This is a genomic window from Roseinatronobacter sp. S2 (genome assembly GCF_029581395.1).
Classification (GTDB): Bacteria; Pseudomonadota; Alphaproteobacteria; order Rhodobacterales; family Rhodobacteraceae; genus Roseinatronobacter.
In genome coordinates this window covers 2,704,902-2,726,734 of sequence record NZ_CP121113.1, presented here as the reverse complement: position 1 = coordinate 2,726,734, position 21,833 = coordinate 2,704,902, and the positions used below count along the sequence as shown (strand labels likewise).

Annotated in this window: 24 protein-coding genes; 10 read left to right on the top strand and 14 right to left on the bottom strand. The window is 59.0% G+C overall.

From position 1 onward, the window contains the following. Window position 1 precedes the first annotated feature (1 nt). The 10 genes from urtB to P8S53_RS13035 all read right to left on the bottom strand — a co-directional run bounded on the left by urtB (window position 2) and on the right by P8S53_RS13035 (window position 9,589). Window positions 2-1,993 carry an urea ABC transporter permease subunit UrtB gene (urtB, locus tag P8S53_RS13080; protein WP_277804411.1) on the bottom strand — a complete coding sequence of 664 codons (1,992 nt, stop codon included), beginning with the start codon at window positions 1,991-1,993 and terminating at the stop codon, window positions 2-4. Window positions 1,994-2,073: 80 nt separating this feature from the next. Then, window positions 2,074-3,357 carry an urea ABC transporter substrate-binding protein gene (urtA, locus tag P8S53_RS13075; protein ID WP_277804410.1) on the bottom strand — a complete coding sequence of 428 codons (1,284 nt, stop codon included), beginning with the start codon at window positions 3,355-3,357 and terminating at the stop codon, window positions 2,074-2,076. Between the two features lie 515 nt (window positions 3,358-3,872). Beyond that, a complete protein-coding gene (ureG, locus tag P8S53_RS13070) occupies window positions 3,873-4,541 on the bottom strand; it encodes an urease accessory protein UreG (RefSeq protein ID WP_277804409.1) in 669 nt (222 codons plus the stop codon). Then, window positions 4,538-5,173 (bottom strand): urease accessory protein UreF, encoded by a 636-nt coding sequence (locus P8S53_RS13065; protein ID WP_306417932.1) that lies wholly within the window; start codon window positions 5,171-5,173, stop codon window positions 4,538-4,540. Before P8S53_RS13065 ends, ureG begins: the two co-directional genes overlap by 4 nt. 6 nt (window positions 5,174-5,179) lie before the next feature. Next, on the bottom strand, window positions 5,180-5,698 hold the full coding sequence (locus P8S53_RS13060; RefSeq protein WP_277804407.1) for an urease accessory protein UreE: 519 nt from the start codon (window positions 5,696-5,698) through the stop codon (window positions 5,180-5,182). Further along, complete coding sequence (locus P8S53_RS13055; RefSeq protein ID WP_277804406.1) at window positions 5,695-5,928, bottom strand: hypothetical protein; 234 nt, start codon at window positions 5,926-5,928, stop codon at window positions 5,695-5,697. The genes P8S53_RS13060 and P8S53_RS13055 overlap by 4 nt, the downstream gene beginning before the upstream one ends. A 155-nt stretch (window positions 5,929-6,083) precedes the next feature. Beyond that, a complete protein-coding gene (gene ureC, locus P8S53_RS13050) occupies window positions 6,084-7,829 on the bottom strand; it encodes an urease subunit alpha (RefSeq protein ID WP_277804405.1) in 1,746 nt (581 codons plus the stop codon). A gap of 320 nt (window positions 7,830-8,149) precedes the next feature. Further along, window positions 8,150-8,455: an urease subunit beta gene (locus P8S53_RS13045; RefSeq protein WP_277804404.1), complete on the bottom strand. Its 306-nt coding sequence runs from the start codon at window positions 8,453-8,455 to the stop codon at window positions 8,150-8,152. After that, window positions 8,452-8,769, bottom strand: a complete 318-nt coding sequence (locus tag P8S53_RS13040) for an urease subunit gamma (protein ID WP_277804403.1) — start codon at window positions 8,767-8,769, stop codon at window positions 8,452-8,454. Before P8S53_RS13040 ends, P8S53_RS13045 begins: the two co-directional genes overlap by 4 nt. Before the next feature lie 10 nt (window positions 8,770-8,779). Further along, a complete protein-coding gene (locus tag P8S53_RS13035; RefSeq protein ID WP_277804402.1) occupies window positions 8,780-9,589 on the bottom strand; it encodes an urease accessory protein UreD in 810 nt (269 codons plus the stop codon). Window positions 9,590-9,878: 289 nt separating this feature from the next. On the opposite strand from P8S53_RS13035, the gene P8S53_RS13030 reads away from it, so the two are divergent. From P8S53_RS13030 to folD, 4 genes are all read left to right on the top strand, one after another. Then, complete coding sequence (locus tag P8S53_RS13030) at window positions 9,879-10,901, top strand: aspartate-semialdehyde dehydrogenase (protein ID WP_277804401.1); 1,023 nt, start codon at window positions 9,879-9,881, stop codon at window positions 10,899-10,901. Window positions 10,902-11,129: 228 nt separating this feature from the next. Beyond that, entirely contained in the window at window positions 11,130-12,806 is a 1,677-nt protein-coding gene (locus tag P8S53_RS13025; protein ID WP_277804400.1) for a formate--tetrahydrofolate ligase, read from the top strand. Between the two features lie 136 nt (window positions 12,807-12,942). Continuing rightward, window positions 12,943-13,239: a chorismate mutase gene (locus P8S53_RS13020; protein ID WP_277804399.1), complete on the top strand. Its 297-nt coding sequence runs from the start codon at window positions 12,943-12,945 to the stop codon at window positions 13,237-13,239. A 47-nt stretch (window positions 13,240-13,286) separates the two neighbouring features. Beyond that, the gene (gene folD, locus P8S53_RS13015; RefSeq protein ID WP_277804398.1) at window positions 13,287-14,177 is read left to right on the top strand and encodes a bifunctional methylenetetrahydrofolate dehydrogenase/methenyltetrahydrofolate cyclohydrolase FolD; all 891 of its coding nucleotides are present in this window, start codon (window positions 13,287-13,289) and stop codon (window positions 14,175-14,177) included. Here folD and P8S53_RS13010 read toward each other — a convergent pair. After that, window positions 14,174-14,578, bottom strand: coding sequence for a DUF2306 domain-containing protein (locus tag P8S53_RS13010; RefSeq protein WP_277804397.1), 405 nt, complete (start codon window positions 14,576-14,578; stop codon window positions 14,174-14,176). The genes folD and P8S53_RS13010 overlap by 4 nt on opposite strands. Window positions 14,579-14,679: 101 nt before the next feature. On the opposite strand from P8S53_RS13010, the gene P8S53_RS13005 reads away from it, so the two are divergent. Then, the gene (locus P8S53_RS13005; RefSeq protein WP_277804396.1) at window positions 14,680-15,429 is read left to right on the top strand and encodes a LytTR family DNA-binding domain-containing protein; all 750 of its coding nucleotides are present in this window, start codon (window positions 14,680-14,682) and stop codon (window positions 15,427-15,429) included. A gap of 332 nt (window positions 15,430-15,761) precedes the next feature. Here P8S53_RS13005 and P8S53_RS13000 read toward each other — a convergent pair whose 3' ends face one another. Both P8S53_RS13000 and P8S53_RS12995 read right to left on the bottom strand, forming a co-directional pair. Then, entirely contained in the window at window positions 15,762-16,412 is a 651-nt protein-coding gene (locus P8S53_RS13000; RefSeq protein ID WP_277804395.1) for a rhomboid family intramembrane serine protease, read from the bottom strand. 93 nt (window positions 16,413-16,505) lie between these two features. Further along, window positions 16,506-17,201, bottom strand: a complete 696-nt coding sequence (locus tag P8S53_RS12995; RefSeq protein WP_277804394.1) for a sugar transferase — start codon at window positions 17,199-17,201, stop codon at window positions 16,506-16,508. 455 nt (window positions 17,202-17,656) lie between these two features. On the opposite strand from P8S53_RS12995, the gene P8S53_RS12990 reads away from it, so the two are divergent. After that, entirely contained in the window at window positions 17,657-18,496 is an 840-nt protein-coding gene (locus P8S53_RS12990; protein WP_277804393.1) for an ExeA family protein, read from the top strand. Window positions 18,497-18,506: 10 nt separating this feature from the next. Here the strand turns inward: P8S53_RS12990 and P8S53_RS12985 are convergent, their stop codons facing one another. Then, window positions 18,507-18,929: a VOC family protein gene (locus P8S53_RS12985; protein WP_277804392.1), complete on the bottom strand. Its 423-nt coding sequence runs from the start codon at window positions 18,927-18,929 to the stop codon at window positions 18,507-18,509. A 129-nt stretch (window positions 18,930-19,058) separates the two neighbouring features. Between P8S53_RS12985 and P8S53_RS12980 the strand changes: the two genes are divergently transcribed. The 4 genes from P8S53_RS12980 to P8S53_RS12965 all read left to right on the top strand — a co-directional run bounded on the left by P8S53_RS12980 (window position 19,059) and on the right by P8S53_RS12965 (window position 21,824). Further along, window positions 19,059-19,838 carry a thymidylate synthase gene (locus P8S53_RS12980; protein ID WP_277804391.1) on the top strand — a complete coding sequence of 260 codons (780 nt, stop codon included), beginning with the start codon at window positions 19,059-19,061 and terminating at the stop codon, window positions 19,836-19,838. A 3-nt stretch (window positions 19,839-19,841) separates the two neighbouring features. Continuing rightward, window positions 19,842-20,339, top strand: a complete 498-nt coding sequence (locus tag P8S53_RS12975; protein WP_277804390.1) for a dihydrofolate reductase — start codon at window positions 19,842-19,844, stop codon at window positions 20,337-20,339. Between the two features lie 59 nt (window positions 20,340-20,398). Then, window positions 20,399-20,716 (top strand): HPF/RaiA family ribosome-associated protein, encoded by a 318-nt coding sequence (locus P8S53_RS12970; protein WP_277804389.1) that lies wholly within the window; start codon window positions 20,399-20,401, stop codon window positions 20,714-20,716. A gap of 445 nt (window positions 20,717-21,161) precedes the next feature. Further along, entirely contained in the window at window positions 21,162-21,824 is a 663-nt protein-coding gene (locus P8S53_RS12965) for a hypothetical protein (protein ID WP_277804388.1), read from the top strand. Window positions 21,825-21,833: the final 9 nt, after the last annotated feature.

The following is a 21,833-nucleotide window of genomic DNA, read 5'->3' as shown; positions in this document are numbered from 1 at the left end:
CTTAATCCCCTGCAGCGCGGCCCTTCAGGGCAACAATGCCCTTTGGCCGGAACTGAATGAACAAAATGATGAACAGCACCATATAGGTCTGTGCGGCCAGCGTGTTGGTGGGGTTGAACCATTCAATCCCCTTTTGCAGCGCGCCAATAAGCCCCGCGCCCGCCAATGTGCCGAACACCGACCCGACACCGCCCACAACCACGGTCATGAAACTTTGCACGATGTAATTCGCGCCCATTTCCGATGTGACCTGCGCATACATGCCAATCGCCACGCCCGCGACACCGGCAATCCCCGACCCAAGGCCGAAGGTCAGCATGTTGATGCGGTCGGGGTTGATGCCCATGCTTGCCGCCATGCCGGGGTTTTGCGTCACGGCGCGCACTTCCAGACCCAGCCTTGTGCGGTTCAGGATGAACAGCAACAGCAGCAGGAAGGCCAGCGCCATGAAGAATATACCCACGCGCAATGTGCTGATGCTGACAATATCATTCAGCGCCAGCGACCCCGCCAGCCAGTCAGGCGCGGTCAGGGGGCGGGCCTGCGTGCCAAAGATATTCTTGGCCAGTTGTTGCAGTGCAATCGAAATGCCGAATGTGGCCAGCAATGTTTCCAGCGGGCGGGTATACAGGTGCCGGATAACCAGACGTTCCATCGCAACACCTGCGGCGAATGTCACGCCAAATGCCAGCGGCAAGGCCACCACCAGCGACACGGTGTAATCGGGGATCAGGGTTTGCACCACATAGCCGGTATAGGCCCCCATCATGATAAACTCGCCATGCGCCATGTTGATCACGCGCATCACCCCGAAGGTGATGGCCAGCCCGATGGCCGCCAGAAAGAAGATTGACGCCAGCGACAGCGCATCGAGTGACAGGCTGAGGGCCTGAAACGCGCCGATCCGGGTGCGCGTGCTGTCAAGGGCGGTGCTTGCGGCGTCGGTCACCGCAGCGTCCGCTTCCAGATAGGCATCGAAAAAGACATATTGCGCAACTGCCGCTTCCATATCGGCCTGTGTCACCAGTGGCGGCACAGTGCCCGCATCCTGCAAGGCGCGGTATGCGGTGCGGCGGGCCTCATCCGTGTCAAGCTGATGAACCGGAATGCCGCCCACGGCCCCGTCCACAACATTGGCGCGCAGCACATCGCGGATGGCATTGCGCCCCGGCCGTGGCGGGAACAGCCCCGCTTCAGACAAAACCGCATAGGCGGCATGCAGGTCCATATCCTGCCCGGGGGTGCGGATACGCGCGATGTTGGCGTCCTCGGGCAGGGTTGGGGCGAAATCGCTGCGGGTTTGCAAAAGCTGGTTCAACACGCGCCGCGCTTCGGTGGAAATATCGCCGCGCAGCCCGTCGATGGCATCGACACGGGTTGCGGTGTCGGTGGTGAAACGGGCGTTCAGCAGGTCCAGCAAGCGTTCCATGCGCGCGGCAATGCGCGCGTCTGATTCCGCGTCCAGCGCCAGTTCCAGCGCCGGTATCTGTTCGGGATCGGGGCTTCTGGTGGCGGATTCCAGTGCCGCGATACGCCGCGCGGGGTCGGGGTTCATCAATTCAAACTGCACAAGCGCTGCGTTGATTTCACGCCGCACACCTGCATTGGGGCGTATCTGGTTCACATCACGGGTGCTGACCTGATCCACAACCGCGCCGCTGTCAATGTCGATCAATTCAACCATGCCGCCGGTTTCATGTGCCACGAAAAACAACCCGTCTTCGGGGCGTTCGACAACGCCGCGATCCTGCCATGCGCGCAAAAATTCCACTGTGCCGGGCGCATCGCGCGCCAGCAGGGCCGACAGAACATCGGGCACCGTTCCGCGTGACGGGCTTGCGACCTGCGCCTGCACGGTTTGCAGCACATCCTGCAAGGGCGTGTCGCTGGTGCTTTGGGCATGCGCGGCTGTGGGCGCGGCTATGAGGGCCACGAAAATACCAAGGAATATCAGACACGCGCACAAGGGCACGCGGCGAAGACGTCGCAACATGGCAGGGGCTTTCATATCTTCAGGCAGGACGCAACTCAGATAAGGGGGATGCAAACCCTTGGGCCTGCATCCCGTCTTGCTTAGTAGTTGGATGTCAGCTGGACACAGGTTTCAGTGGCTGTGTCGAACATGCCGCAACCCAGTTCCTGCCAGTCGCTGACCAGCGTGGCACTTTCGTCCAGATAGGGGGTCCATGCGGCGCCTTCGACTTCGCCGGTCTGGCTGATGATGTCGAACTGCCCGTCGGCACGGATTTCGCCAATCAGAACCGGCTTGGCCAGATGGTGGTTTGGCAACATGACAGCGGTGCCGCCGGTCAGGTTGGGAACTTCCTGACCCCACATTGCTTCGCGCACGGCATCCACATCAGTGGTGCCGGCAGCTTCGACCGCGTTGACCCACATGTTGAAGCCGATGTAATGGGCCTCCATCGGGTCATTCGTCACGCGGCTGTCATCGCCGATGAAGTCATGCCAGGCGGCGATAAAGGTTTCATTTTCGGGCGTGTCTGCCGACATGAAGTAGTTCCATGCCGCCAGATGACCGACAAGGCGCGATGTGTCGAGGCCCGAAAGCTCTTCCTCGCCCACAGAAAACGCAACTACGGGAATATCATCCGCGCTGACGCCCTGGGCGGCCAGTTCGGTGTAAAAGCCGATATTGGCGTCACCGTTGATGGTGGAAATCACGCCGACCTGTTTGCCGCCTGCGCCAAGGGCCACGACATCGGACACGATGGTGGACCAGTCTGAATGACCAAACGGGGTGTAATTTACAAAAATATCTTCAGCCGCAATGCCTTTGGACAACAAATAAGCCTCAAGAATGGCATTGGTGGTGCGGGGATACACATAATCCGTGCCCAGCAATGCGAAGCTTTCAACACCCAGTTCTTCAAGGAAATAATCCACGGCAGGGATGGCTTGCTGGTTGGGGGCAGCACCAGTGTAGAACACATTGCGCGAGCTTTCCTGCCCTTCATACTGGACCGGATAGAACATCAGCCCGTTCAGTTCTTCCAGAACCGGCAGCACAGCCTTGCGACTGACCGAGGTCCAGGCCCCGAAAATGACGTCCACGTCATTGACAGTCAGCAATTCGCGGGCACGTTCGGCAAAGAGTGGCCAGTCCGATGCGGGGTCCACAACGACGGCTTCGATTTCGCAGCCCAGCAGGCCGCCTGCGGTGTTTTGCTGGTCAACCAGCATCAACATGACATCGCGCAGCGTGGTTTCGGAAATGGCCATACTGCCAGACAGAGAGTGCAGCACACCGACCTTGATCGGGCAATCGGCAAATGCAGGGCCGGACGTGATCAGTAACGCCGAGGCCGCAGCAGAAGCAAGCAGGGTTTTGGTTGTCATAAGACGCATTCTCCTTTGATGATCTTATGCGACTGACGGTCCGGGTTGAATCACGCGTTCAAGGCCCCATATCCGTCAGAGCAGCATTCTTGTTGCCATGTCCAACGGTCGGCATCTGCCAGGATCAGGCCGTTGGGCATGTTTGATGCTGATCTTTCAACCAGCAAATATGTTGTGGAACGCAGGCGTGCGTGATGCAATTTTGGGGTGCTTTGATTTGCTGGCAACAGGGTTGGGTTCGGGGTTATGCCAAAAAATTAGGCAAAATCACGCGTTTGTGTCTAATATTATTGCTGCATTGCGGCGTTGTGTCTGGAAAAATGGGGCGGAAATCTTATGCAGTGTCGCCCGCAAAATAGGCAACATGTTCAGGATTCGGCACCTTGGCGGGGTGCGGCCATACCTGATGGGTGGGTTTTGAGTATTTTTGGCAAGATGAAGGCCGATGCCGCGCATAGATGCAGCCCGTTGCATAGCATGTCAGATGACGCCTGTGTCCGTTTCTGAAGACCGGATCAGGCGCTTTGCCGTTGAATGGTCTGCGCGGGGTCGGGGCGCAGGACGAGGCCGCCTTCACGTTCAAGGAATGCCACCACCACGTCCAGCCCGTGCCCCTGTTTCAGGCTGGCCATGACATAGGGCAAGCGCCCGCGTGCGCGCTGCGTGTCGTGTTCCAGCAACACCGGATCAACGCCCACATGCGGGGCCATATCAATCTTGTTGACCACCAGCATGCCGGATTTGGTGACGCCCGGTCCGCGTTTGCGCGGGATGTCCTGCCCTGCGGCGGTGTCGATGACATAGATGGTGATATCCGCCAGTTCCGGCGAGAAGGTTGCGGCCAGATTGTCGCCGCCCGATTCAATCAGTATCAGGTCCAGATCGGGGAAGGCGTGGTTCAGATCTGCAATGGCGGCAAGGTTGATGCTGGCATCTTCGCGGATGGCCGTATGCGGGCAACCGCCGGTTTCTACCCCGCGAATGCGGTCGGCAGACAGCACCTGCGCGCGCACCAGTGCGTCCGCATCTTCGCGGGTGTAGATGTCATTGGTGATGACCGCCATGGAACAGCGCTGCGCAAGCGCGCGCGCCAGATGTTCGGTCAGCGTTGTTTTGCCTGCACCGACGGGGCCGCCGATACCCACGCGCAACGGGCCGTGCATGTTGGAAGGCGTTGTGTTCATGTCCGGTAAAGCCTTGTTTCCTTGGTTTCATGGTGCATTGCGGCCAGATCGGCGGCAAGGCAGGAATTCGCGAATGCATCGGGTTCTGCGGCTTCAGCATGCGTGGCGACATCTATGATGACGGGCAGCAGACCGGCCAGCACTTTCTGGCCCGCACTTTGGCCCAGCGGGATATGTTTGACGCCCATGGTGACCAGATTGCTGGCAAAGCCCTGAAGATACAGCGCAATCACGTCCCTTGCGGGCAGGTCAAGGGGCCGCGCGGCGCAGGCCACAGTCAGGGGCAGGGTGCGCGGCGGGAGTGTCTGGCCCGTCATGATGCCAAGGGTGCGCGCGAAGGCCGCCCCTTGTTCGCGCGCTTCGCACAGGCGTTCGGCGCAGGGTTGCAATGCCACACTAAGCGCGTCCAGCGCATCCGGATCCGCACCATCCTTCAGCGCCTGCGCCATCAGCACGGCATCCTGCCAGCCGGTGCCGAACTGCACCACATCGGCCAGCCAGTCGCGCAGGCTGCCGGCATCATGCACGCAGCCATCGGCAATGACCTGTTCCAGCCCGTGACTATAGGCGAAGGCGCCGGTCGGGAATGCCGGGGACAGCCATTGGACAAGGGTCAGTGCGGCGGGTGACAGCATGGATCAGGCGTGCGTATGGTGGGGATGATCATGGCCATGTGCATGCCCATGATCATGGCTATGGCCGGTGTCCGGCCCATGCGAATGGCCCATCGTGCGGCCATGACCATAGGCGCCCCCTTCGGGTGTGAAGGGGCCACTGATATGGCGCAGGCTGGCCCCCAATTGGCGCAACATGGCTTCAATCACATGATCGTGGCGCACCAGCATGCGGTTTGCGTCAATCTGGCAGGGCGTGTGGCGGTTGCCGATATGCCATGCAAGGCGGGGCAGATCGCCGGTGACTTCGATCAGGGGTTCGTCAGCGGCGACGATTTCCAGTGTGGTGCCGTCTGCCAGCTCAAGGCCCCAATAGGCATCAAGGTTTGTGACTTCAGGCAAATTTACCATGAAGCCGCGCCCTTCGGCGGTGGTCAGGCGTTTGCGCCGGATCATGCGTCCGTCATAATCCAGAATGACAGCGCCGTCACAGCGGTCGGGTCGGGTTTTCAAAAGCCGGTTCAGGGGAGGAAGGTCGGTCATTTTGCACCTATGTGGAAAAGATCACGATAAACATGCGCCGCCAATCCGCGCCGGTTCAGGCCCATGGACGCAAGCGCGCCATCTGGCAGGCGGTCAAGGCGCGCAAATTCAGCTTCGCGCGCCGTGCGGGATTGGGACGGGTTGCAGCCAAATCCGGTAGAGGCCAGAAAACAATCAAGCCGCTGGGATTGCTGCGGACTAAGGTTGGAATTTGCTGGTCGTTGTCGCATTTCACCCTCCGTCAGGTAGAAACACTCCTCCCACGGATATGCAGTATCACAGCAGGGGGTAAATTTCTTCTCAACAGCGCGTGCGCAATGCTGCGCTGCGGCATTTTTTGCGCGACTGTTGCATCCTTGCGCCAGACTTGGGTGAAACATGGGCATCAGAACAGGAAATAACGCTGCGCAAGCGGCAGCTCGGACGCCGGTTCGCAGGTCAGAAGCACACCATCGGCGCGCACTTCATAGGTTTCGGGGTCGACTTCGATCTGGGGGGTGGCGCTGTTCAGGCGCATGTCGGATTTGCCGATTTCGCGGCAGTTCTCCACCGCAAGTGTGGATTTTGCCAGCCCCAGTTCCGCGCCGATGCCCGCAGATTGCCCTGCCTGCGACACGAATATCACGGCAGACTGTTCGACTGCCCGCCCAAAAGCCCCGAACATGGGGCGCGAATGCATGGGCTGCACGGGGATGGACGCGTTGGGATCGCCCATCTGCGCCACGACGATGGACCCGCCCATCAGCACCATTTCAGGCTTCGCGCCGAAAAACGCGGGCGACCACAGGACCAGATCGGCGCGCTTGCCTTCTTCCACGCTGCCGATATGGCGCGACATGCCATGCACGATTGCGGGGTTGATGGTGTATTTCGCAATATAGCGGCGCACGCGGAAATTGTCGTTGTCGCCGGACTCCTCGGCCAGCCGCCCGCGCTGGAGCTTCATCTTATGGGCGGTCTGCCATGTGCGGGTGATTACTTCGCCCACGCGGCCCATGGCCTGACTGTCCGATGAAATCACCGAAAACGCGCCCATGTCATGCAATATATCTTCGGCCGCGATGGTTTCACGCCGGATGCGCGATTCCGCAAAGGCCACATCTTCGGGCACCTTGCGGTCCAGATGGTGGCACACCATCAGCATGTCCAGATGTTCCTCGATGGTGTTGACAGTGTAGGGCATGGTCGGGTTGGTGGAGCTGGGCAGGATATTCTGGCTGCTGACCACCTTGATGATATCGGGCGCATGGCCGCCACCCGCCCCTTCGGTATGAAAGGCGTGGATGGTGCGGCCCTTGATGGCTGCAATGGTGTTTTCCACAAACCCCGATTCATTCAGCGTATCTGTGTGGATCATGACCTGCACATCGGTTTCATCCGCGACACTCAGGCAGTTATCAATCGCGGCAGGTGTGGTGCCCCAGTCTTCGTGCAGTTTCAGCGCGGCCGCGCCTGCGCGCACCTGTTCGTGCAGCGCGTCAGGCAGGCTGGCATTGCCCTTGCCCGCGAATGCCAGATTCATGGGAAACGCATCCGCCGCCTGCATCATCCGGCCCAGATGCCACGGGCCGGGGGTGCAGGTGGTGGCCAGCGTGCCATGCGCAGGGCCAGTGCCGCCCCCCAGCATGGTGGTCAGGCCCGAATGCAGCGCATCATCAATCTGTTGGGGGCAGATGAAATGGATATGCGCATCAAACCCGCCTGCGGTCAGGATTTTGCCTTCGCCCGCGATGATTTCGGTGCCCGGCCCGATGATGACATCAACACCGGGTTGGGTGTCGGGGTTTCCGGCCTTGCCGATCTTGGCAATACGCCCGCCGCGCAGGCCCACATCGGCCTTGATGATGCCGGTGTAATCCACGATCAGCGCATTGGTGATGACCGTATCCATGGCGCCCTGTGCGCGGGTCAGTTGGGACTGGCCCATCCCGTCGCGGATGACCTTGCCGCCGCCGAACTTGACCTCCTCGCCGTAGCGCGCGCTGTTTGGCCCTGTGCCGCCGCCTGCGCGTTCGGTGATCAGGTCGCGTTCCACCTCGATTATCAAATCGGTATCGCCCAGCCGCACCTTGTCGCCCACGGTCGGGCCATACATGTCGGCATAGGCTTCGCGTGTGATCTTGTATGACATTTACAGCACCCCCATCACACTTTTGTGATCGTCCGGTGAGTTAACAGAAGTTAACAGAAGCCTAACGGATCTAACTTGTTGTTTAAGGCCTAAGAGCAGTTGACTGTTAATCAATTGGTGCAAGGAGCGTCTTGAAAAAAATGCCGCACAACACAAAAAAATGCGCTTATTAGAGGGGTTGCCGATCAAGCGAATCGATCTTTTCCAAACAAAGGAGCGAGGCAACCAATGCAAAGCAAGGATATTCTTCGAAAGATCATAATCACTTTTTTTCAAACGCTTATTGAAATCCTGTTGGATCATATTTGGCCGAAATGACATCAGAGCGCCCCCATAACCTTGCCATTGAACCCGTAAACCATACGCCCCCCGCCATAGGGCACCAGCGACACGTCGCGCCGCTGGCCCGGCTCAAAGCGCACGGCGGTTCCGGCAGCAATGTCCAGCCGCAGCCCGTGGGCGGCAGCGCGGTCAAATTCAAGCCCGGCATTGGCTTCGGCAAAATGGAAATGGCTGCCCACCTGAATGGGCCGGTCGCCGGTATTGGCAACCATCAGCGTGGTGACCGGCTGGCCTGCATTCACTTCGATCTCGCCATCAAGGGTGAATATCTGTCCGGGGATCATGTCGGTGCCCTTTCGCGGATGGGGTGGTGAACGGTGACCAGTTTTGTGCCATCGGGAAAGGTGGCTTCGACCTGCACCGAATGGATCATGGATGGAATGCCGTCCATGCATTGATCAGCCGTGATGACATGCGCGCCAGCCTGCATCAGGTCGGCCACGCTGCGCCCGTCACGCGCCCCTTCGACCACATAATCGGTGATCAGGGCGATGGCTTCGGGGTGGTTCAGCTTGACGCCGCGCGCCAGCCGGTTGCGCGCCACCATGGCGGCCAGTGCCACCAGAAGCTTGTCTTTTTCACGAGGGTTCAGGTTCATGAAGATCTACTCACATTTGCCAGACACGGGGAAGGGGGGAAGGGCGCAGCGCATGCAGCAGCCGCACCATCTGTTTGCGCAAGGGCCAGTTGTCGCGCGCCATCAGGCGCACCACCAGCCGCCCCGGCATCGCGGATGCGGCGGCGTTCACGTCTGGGTCGGGGTGCAGGGCGGCGCGCGCCAGCGCCAGTTTGTCCTGCGCACCATCTGCGACCAGAACCAGCGTTGCAAACGCGCGCATGCCCGCCAGCCCTGCGGCACGGCTGTTCAGGCGCGGGGCGTCCAGCGCCAAGGCCTCGGCATGGCAGGGCGTGTCGCCGTGCCGGATCAGCCGCCAGTCGTGGAAATCCAGCGCTGTGACATGCTCGCCCATGGCGGCGCGTCCCAGAACCACGGTTTCGGCCATCAGGCAGCTTGCGCCCACCCCAAGGGTGATGATGGTGCGCCGGCGCAATTGCGCGGCGTCAAACAAAATGGTTTCCTGCGGCAGCCAGTCCAGATGCGCGCCATCCCCCACAGTCATGGCAATATCGACATGTGCTGCGCCCGATGTGCTGCGATAGGCGCGTTCGGCCGTCTGGGTGGTGGCGGTCAGGCGGCACTGCGCGCCCAAGGTAATGTTCAGGCCCAGCCTGTCGCCCCCCGTTAACCCGCCAGATGTGTTCAGAAACACCAGTTCCGGCCCCGGCAGAACAATCAGTTTGGCGGACCCTTGTTGATACAGATCGCCCAGAACGGCCCGCCCGCCTTGCGCAAAGAACTCTGCACGGGCAAGGCCCTTGCTGCGCTGGTGGGGGTCTGACAGTTTCAGCGGGATCATGCGCACCTCTATATATGATGTGTCGCTATCAAGGGCTTGGGTGGCCAATCCAGCCCCGCCGCATCGGGGCGCGCCGGAATGCGAGGGCGAGGCCGTGCGCAGATGCAAGACGGTTAAATTTTGTGCACTTTGGCTAAATTATATGCAAAATGAAATCATACGCGTGGCGCGTGACGGCCTTAGGCGCGGGGCGGTGAAAAAGCGTGGCACAAATCCTTGAAGAACGCGCCCCTTCACCTTTCGCCACGGATGCGGTATGTGCCCAATCACTTGTTTCAAGGAGGCCAATATGGGCTATAGAGTCGTCGTTGTCGGTGCCACAGGGAATGTGGGCCGCGAAATGCTGAATATCCTCGCCGAGCGCGAGTTTCCGGTTGACGAGATTGCTGCGCTGGCATCGCGCCGCTCTCAGGGAACCGAAGTCAGCTTTGGCGACCGAACTTTGAAATGTCAGGATCTGGAGCAGTTCGATTTCACGGGCTGGGACATGGCCTTGTTTGCCATCGGGTCCGAAGCCACCCAGAAATACGCCCCCATCGCGGCCAAGGCGGGCTGTGTGGTGATCGACAATTCGTCGCTGTATCGTTACGACCCCGATGTGCCGCTGGTGGTGCCGGAAGTGAACGCCGAAGCGGTGGATGGCTACACCAAGAAAAACATCATCGCCAACCCGAACTGTTCCACCGCGCAGATGGTGGTGGCGCTGAAGCCGTTGCATGACCGTGCCCGCATCAAGCGCGTGGTGGTCAGCACCTATCAATCGGTGTCGGGGTCGGGCAAGGAAGCCATTGACGAGCTGTGGAACCAGACCAAGGGCGTGTATGTCCCCGGTCAGGAAGTGGCGCCAAGCGTCTATCCAAAGCAGATCGCGTTCAATGTCATCCCGCATATCGATGTTTTCATGGATGACGGTTCGACAAAAGAAGAATGGAAAATGGTCGCCGAAACCAAGAAGATTATCGACACCAAAATCAAGGTCACGGCGACCTGCGTGCGCGTGCCGGTTTTCGTGGGGCATTCCGAATCCATCAACATCGAATTCGAGGATTTTCTGGACGAGGATGAAGCCCGCGAAATTCTGCGCGAAGCGCCCGGTATTCTGGTGATCGACAAGCGCGAAGCCGGTGGCTACATCACCCCGATCGAATGCGTGGGCGAATACGCAACCTTTATCAGCCGCATCCGTCAGGACTCGACCATCGATAACGGCCTGAACATATGGTGCGTCAGCGATAACCTGCGCAAGGGTGCTGCGTTGAATGCGGTGCAGATTGCCGAAGTGCTGGGAAGCCGCTGCCTGAAAAAAGGCTGATCACGGCGATCATTGAAACTATAAATCACACTAAGGCACGGGGGGCATATCCCCCCGTGCCTTTTTACTGTTTCAGGGCGCAGGTTTCCCGCTGCACCCCTTTGGTTTCCAATCGGAAATGCGAAAGGCGTTTCCGGTGCCGAAAATGTCGGAATCGCGGCTGTGTGTCCGGCCCCGCACCGCTATAGCTGTGGCAGCAGCGACACCTTACCGCAGGGACGAGAACACATGACCTTCAAGACCGACATCGAAATAGCCCGCGAGGCCAAGAAGAAGCCCATTCAGGAAATCGGCGCGAAGCTGGGCATCCCGTCTGAGCATCTGTTACCCTTCGGGCATGACAAGGCCAAGGTCAGTCAGGAATTCGTGGCCGATGCGCGCGGGCGAACGCGCGGCAAGCTGATTCTGGTGACCGCGATCAACCCCACCCCTGCGGGCGAAGGCAAGACCACCACCACCGTGGGTTTGGGCGATGGTCTGAATGCAATCGGCAAAAACGCTGCGATCTGCATTCGTGAAGCCAGCCTTGGGCCGAATTTCGGCATGAAGGGCGGGGCCGCTGGCGGCGGCTATTCGCAGGTCGTGCCGATGGAAGACATGAACCTGCATTTCACAGGTGATTTTCACGCCATCACATCGGCGCATAACCTGCTGTCGGCGATGATTGACAACCATATCTATTGGGGCAACGAGCTGGAGATTGACGAACGCCGCATCACATGGCGGCGTGTCATGGACATGAACGACCGCGCGCTGCGTGATATTGTTGTCAGCCTTGGCGGTGTGTCGAACGGGTTTGCGCGCCAGACCGGATTTGACATCACAGTTGCGTCCGAAGTGATGGCAATCCTGTGCCTTGCGGCTGATCTGGAAGATCTGCAAAACCGTCTGGGTGACATTGTGATTGCGTATCGCCGTGACAAGACCGCGATTTACTGCCGCGATATTGGCGCAGAGGGCGCGATGACGGTGCTGTTGAAAGATGCGATGCAGCCCAATCTGGTGCAGACGCTGGAAAACAACCCGGCTTTCGTCCATGGCGGCCCGTTTGCCAATATCGCACATGGCTGTAATTCGGTTGTGGCCACGCAAACCGCGCTGGGCCTGGCGGATTATGTCGTCACCGAAGCGGGGTTTGGCGCTGATCTGGGGGCCGAGAAGTTTTTCAACATCAAATGCCGCAAGGCAGGGCTGACACCGTCGGTCGCGGTGATCGTGGCCACTGTGCGCGCGATGAAAATGAATGGCGGGGTGGCCAAGGCCGATCTTGGGGCCGAGAATGTGGACGCCGTCAAGAAAGGGTGTCCGAACCTTGGACGCCATGTCGAGAATGTCAAATCCTTTGGCGTTCCGGTGGTCGTGGCGATCAACCATTTCCATTCCGACACAGATGCCGAAGTTGCGGCGGTTCAGGACTATGTCGCCTCCCTTGGGGCAGAGGCGATCTTGTGTCGCCACTGGGCGCAAGGGTCGGCGGGGATTGCTGAACTGGCAACGCGTGTTGCGGAAATCGCCGACGGGGACCGCGCACAGTTCGCGCCCCTTTATGGCGATGACATGCCGCTGTTCGAGAAGATCGAAACTGTAGCGCGGCGCATATACCGCGCCGACGAGGTGCTGGCCGATGCCAAGATCCGCAACCAGTTGAAGGAATGGGAAGCGGCGGGATATGGCCATTTGCCGATATGTATGGCCAAGACGCAGTATTCCTTTACCACCGACCCGAACCGCCGGGGCGCACCTGTCAACCATTCGGTGCCGGTGCGCGAAGTGCGCCTTGCGGCAGGGGCCGGTTTCATTGTGGTCATCTGCGGCGAGATCATGACCATGCCCGGCTTGCCACGCAAACCGGCAGCGCAATCGATCAGGTTCAACGACGAAGGGCTGATTGAGGGCTTGTTCTGACCGCAGCGGGGGTGATGGACGGACGCTCGCGCGCATATGCGCGCATCGCCCCGCCCACCATCCCCTATGGGCACATTGCACAGCACCGGCCCGCAGGGTAGGAGGCAGCAGGTTCATGAAGAATGGAGTGTCCCCTATGCCCAGTGCAGCACAATGTCAGAACATGACCGAATTGCGCGCCGAGATTGACCGGATTGATTGCGCCCTGATTGCCCTGCTGGCAGAACGCGTAGGCTATATCGACCGCGCCGCGCAGTTGAAGCCCGCCGCAGGGTTGCCCGCGCGCATCGACGAGCGCGTGGCGCAGGTGCTGGACAATATTAACCAAAACGCCACGCGTGCCGGTCTGGACGCCGAGTTGACGCACGGATTGTGGCAACAGATCATTGACTGGTCGATTGCACGCGAGGAACGCGTGTTGGGGCCAAGCTGAACAAAGGCCAAGCTGAACAAAGGCCAAGCTGAACAAAGGATCGACGCATGAGCGCAGCTATTATCGACGGTAAGGAATTTGCAGCGCGGGTTCGGGCCAAGGTTGCAACGCATGTAGGCAGGCTGAAGGCGGATCACAGCCTGACACCCGGTCTGGCCGTGGTGCTGCTGGGGGATGATCCTGCAAGTCAGGTCTATGTGCGCTCCAAGGGCAAACAGACGCTTGAAGCCGGGATGAACTCGTTTGAACACAAGCTGGCCGATGACACCTCGGAAGCCCATCTGCTTGACCTGATCGACAGGTTGAACCGTGACCCCGAAGTGCATGGTATTCTTGTGCAATTGCCCCTTCCCGCGCATCTGGATTCCGATCTGGTGATCAATGCGATTGATCCCGCCAAGGATGTTGACGGCTTTCACATCTCGAATGTCGGTCTGTTGGGGACCGGACAGAAAAGCATGGTGCCCTGCACCCCGCTTGGGTGCCTGATGATGCTGCGTGATTATCACGGGGACCTGTCGGGGATGCATGCGGTCGTCGTGGGCCGGTCCAATATTGTGGGCAAGCCCATGGCGCAGCTGTTGCTGGGTGACAGTTGCACCGTGACAATCGCGCATTCGCGCACCAGGGACCTGCCTGCCATGTGCCGCAGTGCCGATATTCTGGTGGCGGCGGTGGGGCGCGCTGAAATGATTTCCGGTGATTGGGTGAAGCCGGGTGCGACCGTTATTGATGTGGGCATCAACCGTGTGGAACGCGAGGGCCGTAACAAGCTGGTGGGCGATGTCCATTTTGAAAGCGCGGCAGCGGTTGCGGGCGCGATTACGCCGGTTCCGGGGGGCGTTGGCCCGATGACCATTGCCTGCTTGCTGGCCAATACCGTGACAGCGGCCTGCCGCGCCAATGGTCTGCCCGAACCCGAAGGGCTGACAGTCTAGCCCCCGATCAGAACCGCGTGCATGATGCGTCCGGGGGCCAGGGTGAATGCGCCCGCAATCACCAACCCGCCCCAGACCATGCCCAGCATCATGCCGCGGTGGCGCGCGATCTGCCCGCGCCTGATCTGGATAAGTGCATAGCCAATGCCCGCGATCACCCAGAGTGACAGCAGGTGTATCCAGCCATAGCCCCAAAGAGGGCCGCCATGCCGGATGCCGAAACTGGTCAGGGCGACGGTCAGCATTGCACCGACCCATACCCAGCCCAGACGCCTGTGCGCGCGCGACCCCCTTGGGCGTGTGAAAATCAGCAGCGTTACGACAATTGCGATCATCGCGGCGGCGGTGTGGATTTGTATTGCCAGTGTCGTGTTTACAAGCGGGGCCAGAGTCAGTGCCATGTTGCGTCCCATGTCCATAGGTTGAATAGTGGTTGCAGGGTTTGCATTCGGCAGCACCGCACGGCAATAAAGGGTGCGTCGACTGTCAGGGGATTTCGCGAATGACCATGCGTTTCAGGGCGCTGCAACTCACGCTTCGTGAATGGCGCGAGACTGGCGCGCTGTGGCTTGGCCTGACGGTTCTGGCGACACTGGCTGGCCCTTTTGGCACAATGGATGCGCTATCCCTGCGGCCGCGTGCGCTGTATTGGGGCGGTGTGATTGCGGGCGCGATTGTGTTGCATTTTGCCCTGCGCCGCCTGCAACAGCATTTGCCTGCGCGTCCCGTCATGCGTGCCGCCGTCAGCGTGGCCTATGCGGTCATCCTTGGCGGGCTGGTCTTTGGCCTGAATGTGGTGCTGTTTCCCGGCTGGCATGCGGGCAATATGGCAGGCTTTTTGTGGCTGGTCATGATTGTGCTGGTTATTGCAGGGGCCATTCATGCGCTGATGATCTGGCTGCGCCCTGCAAATGCGACGGAAGGTGACACGACCGCTGCGGATATTTTCGTTGCGCGCCTGCCGCTGCAAAAACGCGGGCCGCTGATCCGGCTGGAAGCGCAGGATCATTACCTGCTGGTTGTCACGCGCAACGGGTCCGAACTGATCCTGATGCGCATGGCCGATGCCGAGGCCGCCTTGCACGGGGCGGGCATCCGTGTTCACCGGTCGCATTGGGTTGTGCCCGAAGAAATCTTGCGCGTGGAGCGGCGGCAGGGCAGGGTCGTTTTGGGCATGGCTGATGGGGCGGAGGTTCCGGTAAGCCGTTCTAACTTGCCCGCGCTGCGCGCAGCCGGACTGTTGCCCGCCTAGCAGTGACACGCGATACCGCAGCGTTGGTGTCCCAAGGCCGGTTGTGTCGGCGATGCCCGCACCGTTGGATATTTGCAGGCGCGGCGCAAAGGGCGCAGCCCGCCGCGCCATCGGTGGGCCGTCCCGCGGTCTGCCGCTTTGGCTGGCGTCAGTGTAGTCCTTAACCGTCGGAGTATGCCGCTTGGATAAAGTGCTTTCCCTATAGTGTCGGACCGGCAGTCCCCGGCCCACCGCTGGTGCGGACTTTATCTATGCTCCGCCGTCTAAAATGGCCAGCACCACTTACAAACCTGCCAGAACTGTGCGCAGCCGGACTGTTGCCCGCCTGGCCGTTATACACGATACCGCAGCGTTGGTGTCACAAGGGCCGCAAACAGCACACCCGCAACAAAACCGCCAAGATGCGCTTCCCATGCCAGCAGGCCGGACAACAGCACCCACAGCACAATATTCAAGACAGTCAGTCCCAAAAGGGACATCCACAGCGGGCGCATGGGGCTTCCGAAATGCTGGCGGGCTTGCCATTCCCAGAATTTCCACGCCCCGATCAGGCCGAAAACGGCGCCCGATGCCCCGACCATGGGCGATTCCGACCCTGACAGAAGCGCAAAGCCCGCAGCGCCGCCCAATGTGCTTATCGCGTAAAGCAGCAAGAACCCCTTCTGGCCGATGCGCGCAACGACAATTCCCCCAAGCGCGAGCACCGCAACCATATTGCCCAGCAGATGCATAAGCCCGCCATGCAAAAATGCGTAGCTGATGAACATCACCTCGCGCTGAAGTGGATAGAGCGGCTCCCATCCCTGCAAAAGGCCGTTCCAGAACGCCCCGTATGCAATGGTCGTCATGCGCCATTCGGGGGCCGAACTGAAGGTCGCGCCAAACAGGGTCAGCAGGATTTCCGGCAAGCACGTTATTGCAACCAGTGCCAGCACGACCGGACTGTTGGCTTTGGTTGGAAATGTCACGTTTCTGGGGGCCATGAGTGCGGCTTTGACATTGTCTTCCACTGGTTGCAAGCGACCCGGTTCATTTTGACGATATCCCGTGTCTTTGGCTATCAGGCGCATGTCAGGTCAAATACCGGTGCTGCGTATAACGACCTTGATGGTTTTCCACACCAACCGCAGATCATTGGCAAGACTTAGCGTTTCTGCATAGTCGGCATCAATCATGGCGCGTTGTTCAAAATCGGCGTCATTGCGTTCGGTCACCTGCCACAGGCCCGAAATACCGGGGCGCAACGCCAGATATGCCGGCAGGGATGGACCATAGAGTTTGACCTGATCCAGCATCATCGGGCGTGGGCCAAGCAGACTCATATCGCCGCGAAGCACATTGAAAAGCTGGGGCAACTCGTCAATCGAGGTTTGCCGCAGGACATGCCCGACGCGTGTGATGCGCGGGTCATCACGCAGTTTCTGTTTGGCGTCCCATTCGGTGCGAAGTTCGCTGTTTTCGGCCAGAAGGGCCTGAAGGCGCTGGTCCGCATCTGCATGCATTGTCCGCAATTTCCAGATACGGAACACCCGGCCATGCTGGCCAATCCGCAGTTGCCCGTAAAACGGGGTGTGTCCGTTGACAAGCAACATGACCGCACACAGCGCGATGACGGGAATGGCGATCGGAAGCAGCAGTGCAACCAAGACAAGATCGAGCAGGCGCTTGCCGATGCTGGCATATGCCCCGTTTGGCACATCGCGGGGCCGTGGTGCACCTGATGCCTGCGCGCGAAAATGCACAAGGCTGTTACTAGACAACATACTGCTCATTCTACTTGTCCTGATCGAGGTGCTTCGGGCAGATGTCTTGTTCAAACCCATCGCTTACCAAACTCTTAACGACTAAAAATTGATACAACACTTCCGAAGTTAAGGGATGTAAAGTTCTATGTATCCCAAAGGATTTATAAGAATTCTTTGGCAAATCCAGCCGGATTGTTCATGGCCTGTGCCTGGTCTTGGCGTATTTGATGGATTGTTTACGAATTGTCGTGCTGTGGTTCTTGATGCACGCCTACTGCGCCGCGATTTTGTCCAGATCAAGCCAGAATCGGGACAGTTCTTTGCAGCCCTGGCCGAATCGAAACCGGGTGCGGATCCGGCCGGATAGGTCGGGTGTGTTTGCCACTACCTTGACTTGTTTCAGCTTGAATTTTGTCACATCCGGCTTGTAGATCAGGGTCAGTAGACTACTGTTCAGCGTTTTGTACCGGCTTCAAGGACCCATGGCACATAATTTTAGTTCATATCTGGAACACTTTGGCCTGCATCAGCGGCCATTTTCCCTGACGCCCGATCCGGAGTTTCTGTTCTGGTCCGATGCCGCGCGCGGGGCCTATGCCATGCTTCAATACGGGTTGGCGACACGGTCCCCGATTACAATGCTGACAGGCGAAATCGGCGCGGGCAAGACTGTGCTTTTGCAGCATTTCATTGAAGAAGCCGAAGATGACGATACGTTGTCCATTGCACTGGTCACCAACACACGGCCAAATACGCGCGATATCTTGCAATGGCTGTTGCCTGAACTGACCAAATCGGACCTGAGCGAGGAAGGCAAGTTCCTGAAAGTGCAGGAATTTCTGATACAGGAATATAACGAGGGGTGCCGTGTCCTGCTGGTCATTGACGAGGCGCAGAACCTGTCGCCCGAAGCGCTGGAAGAATTGCGCATGCTGACCAATATCAATCTGGGCAAGGAAGAAGTGTTGCAGCTTTTCCTGATTGGCCAGCCGGAATTGCGCGATCATGTGCGCCGCCCCGATCTGGTGCAGTTCGCGCAGCGTGTGGCGGCAAATTATCATCTGCCCTATATGAAAGCTGAAACCGTTGCGCATTATATTGCGCACCGCCTGAAGATTGCGGGCGGACGGTCCAGCATATTCAGCAAACAAGCCGCCATGCTGATTTTTGAAGTCACCGGCGGTGTGCCACGGCTGATCAACCAGCTTTGCGATATGTCACTGACCTACGCCTTTGCGCAGGATGATCCGGTGGTGAAACGCGCCACCGTCCAGTCGGTTCTGGACGATGGCATTTTCTTTGCGCCGGTGCAGCGCGCCTAGGGGCAAGCCCCTACCAATGGCCGGTATTGCCCATGCTGGCCCAGGGTTCCTGCGGGGGCAGCGCATCACCCGCTTGCAGCAATTCAATGGAAATATTGTCGGGCGAGCGGACGAACGCCATGTTGCCATCGCGGGGGGGGCGGTTGATGGTTACGCCTGCCGCCTGCAATTCGGCGCATTTGGCGTAAATGTCTGCCACTTCATAGGCCAGATGGCCAAAATGGCGACTGTCCGACGGCAGCCCGTCATCGCCGTCCCAGTTATAGGTTAGTTCAACCGGGCAGTCGGGCTGTCCCGGTGGTGCTAGGAACACCAGCGTAAAGCGGCCCTGTTCGCTGTCGTGACGCCGTGTTTCCTCCAGCCCCAGCAATTTGAAAAACGCAATCGAGGCATCAAGGTCTTTGACCCTGACCATGGTGTGTAGATACTTCATAATTCACGCTCCTTTTGATGAACATGGTAACGGAAATTCCCGCCGGTTCAATGCCCTTGGGGGTTCCAGAATCAGCGCGTTCGGGCCATTGTGCGACGAAACCACAACATCTTGCGGGGCGGGGGCATTGTGAAACAGTATCTGGATGCGTTGCAGCATATTCTGGACCATGGCGTGCCATCGGATGATCGCACCGGCACCGGCACTTTGTCGGTGTTCGGCATGCAGATGCGCTATGATCTGGAAGACGGGTTTCCTTTGGTGACAACCAAGAAAGTGCATCTGAAATCCATCATCCATGAATTGCTGTGGTTCTTGTCGGGCGACACGAATATCGGCTACCTGAAGGAACACGGCGTCAAAATATGGGATGAATGGGCCGATGCGTCGGGCGATCTGGGGCCGGTTTACGGGCGGCAATGGCGTGACTTTGGCGGTGTTGACCAGATCGCCGAAATGGAACGCATGATCCGCGACACCCCCGACAGCCGCCGCATGATTGTGTCGGCATGGAACCCGCCCGATGTGCCGCATATGGCGCTGCCGCCCTGCCATACATTGTGGCAGGTGCGGGTTCTGGCGGGCAAGCTGCATTTGCAACTGTATCAGCGCTCTGCCGATATGTTTCTGGGGGTGCCGTTCAACATTGCGTCCTATGCGCTTTTGCAAATGATGCTGGCGCGTGTCGCGGGGCTGGGGCTGGGCAGTTTTGTGCACACGCTGGGGGATGCGCATATCTATTCCAACCATATGGATCAGGTGCGCACACAGCTTGCGCGCGAACCGTGCCCGTTGCCGCAGATGAACATTCTGCGCAGTCCTGACAGCGTGTTTGACTTCCGCTATGATGATTTCCAGATTGAAGGCTATGATCCCCATCCGGCGATCAAGGCCCCGGTGGCGGTGTAACCCATGATCAGCCTGATTGTTGCACGCGCCCGCAACGGGGCCATCGGGCGGGACAATACGATCCCGTGGCAGGCCCCCGAAGATCTGAAATTCTTTCAGCGCGAAACGCTGGGCGGGGCCGTTGTGATGGGCCGCAACACCTGGGACAGCCTGCCAAAGCGCCCCTTGCCGCGGCGCCTGAATATTGTTGTCACCTCTCGGCCAGCGGATGACAGCGCGGATGCGCTGTTCGTGCCGCTGGACCGCGCCATCACTGCTGCACGGCAGGCGGGCTATTTCCGGATTTATGCCATCGGGGGGGCGGGCATCTATCGCGCGTTCCTGCCTTTGGCCGACCGCTTGCTGATCACAGATGTGGATATTGATGTCATCGATGCGGATACATTTTTCCCCAAGATTGATGACACTCAATGGACTGTGACATCCGAACTGGTCCTGCGCAGTGACACCCCCGCCTGCACCGTGCGCGAATTTCGCCGAAATCAAAACGCCCAATCTTGAAGCTGCACGCGATGATGCATACCCTTGAAGTGTAATAACAAGCCGAGAAAGGCAATGCGATGCATATTCAGGTAAACACCGACAACACGATCGAAGGGCGCGAGGATGTGACAGGGTTTGTCACCCAGGTGATCGAGTCCAAACTGGGCGCGGTTTCCGGCCCCATCACACGGGTCGAAGTGTATTTGCGCGACCAGAACGCCACGAAAAACGGCCCTGATGACAAGCATTGCAAAGTGGAAGTGCGCCTTGAAGGGCGCCAGCCTGTCACCGCCGAACATGCCGCCGACAACATTCGTTCCGCCGTGACCGGCGCGACCGACAAGATGCGCAATGTTCTGGACCGCGAGTTGGGCAAACAACGCGAGCGCCGCTAAGCACTGCACAGGCACCAGCCCTGTAATTGTGGCGCTTGCGCAACAATTACAGGGCTGGAATGCAAGCCACGACATCTTGTGACACACAGGGCGCAGAAATCTATCTGCGCCCTTTTTTGTCGTGCTCGGGTATGAAAACGATACTTCCCCCCCGCCGGATTGCCGGTTTTCAGATGGCAGAGATGTGCATTTGGGACAACATGATCGCGAAAGGTTTATCATTTGTTGCAAAGGGGCATGCTGTGCGGTAGACTTTGGTATGAAAAAATAAGTTAACCGGCAACAAATGTCGGAAATTATCGATAAAAGCACCCGCAAGAGGCGCTTGATCGGTTGGTCATGGGCAAGTAATGGGCAGGTCAATTGACCAAATCCGTGAATGTGACGGCAGGGTGAAGTGCATCCTGACGCCATTTTTGTGGATTATGCCGTGGCAGGCAGGGCAATGTTTAAGGTTTACAAGTTTCGCGCGCTGAATGGTTTGTGGTCTGCAATTCCCGCATCCGTGCGGATATGGGCACTGCCCGCGATTGCCGCTTTTGGGGTGTCTGCGTGTGACGGGGGCTTTTTGTCCAGTCTGGACGGATCAAGCCCCACGGAACTGGCCGAGGCTGTAACCGAATTTCGTGTCGTGCCTGCGTCGCGGGCGCTGATCAATGTGCCCAATGCGCTGATCGTGCTTGAACGCGAATTGGATGGCGCGCTGGAGCAGCGCATCACCTTGCCGAATTCAACCAGTTTGCAGGGTGAAAATACCATCATTTTACGCGCACAAACCGCCATGACGGCCAGCCGGTCGCGCTTGGTGCTGGACGATGTGTTACGCCAGTTCGGCGGCGCGCCCACGCCGTTTGGGTCCGTGACCGACAGTGCGCTGACATCGGTTTCGGACCAATATGGCGATATCACCTATATGACCCGTTCACCGGGGGGCGATGTCACCTGCGCGCTGGCGTTCCGGCGCACGCAGATGGGGGCGCGCGCCTTGCCGCGTGGCGCATCTGCGCTTGATATTATGCTAAGAAATTGTGTTTCCGGCCCGGTTGATCGCGCGCTTGCCCCGATAGGGCAGGGGGCGTTTGGTCTGGCTACTCCTGTGTTTCAATAAATTTAGCAG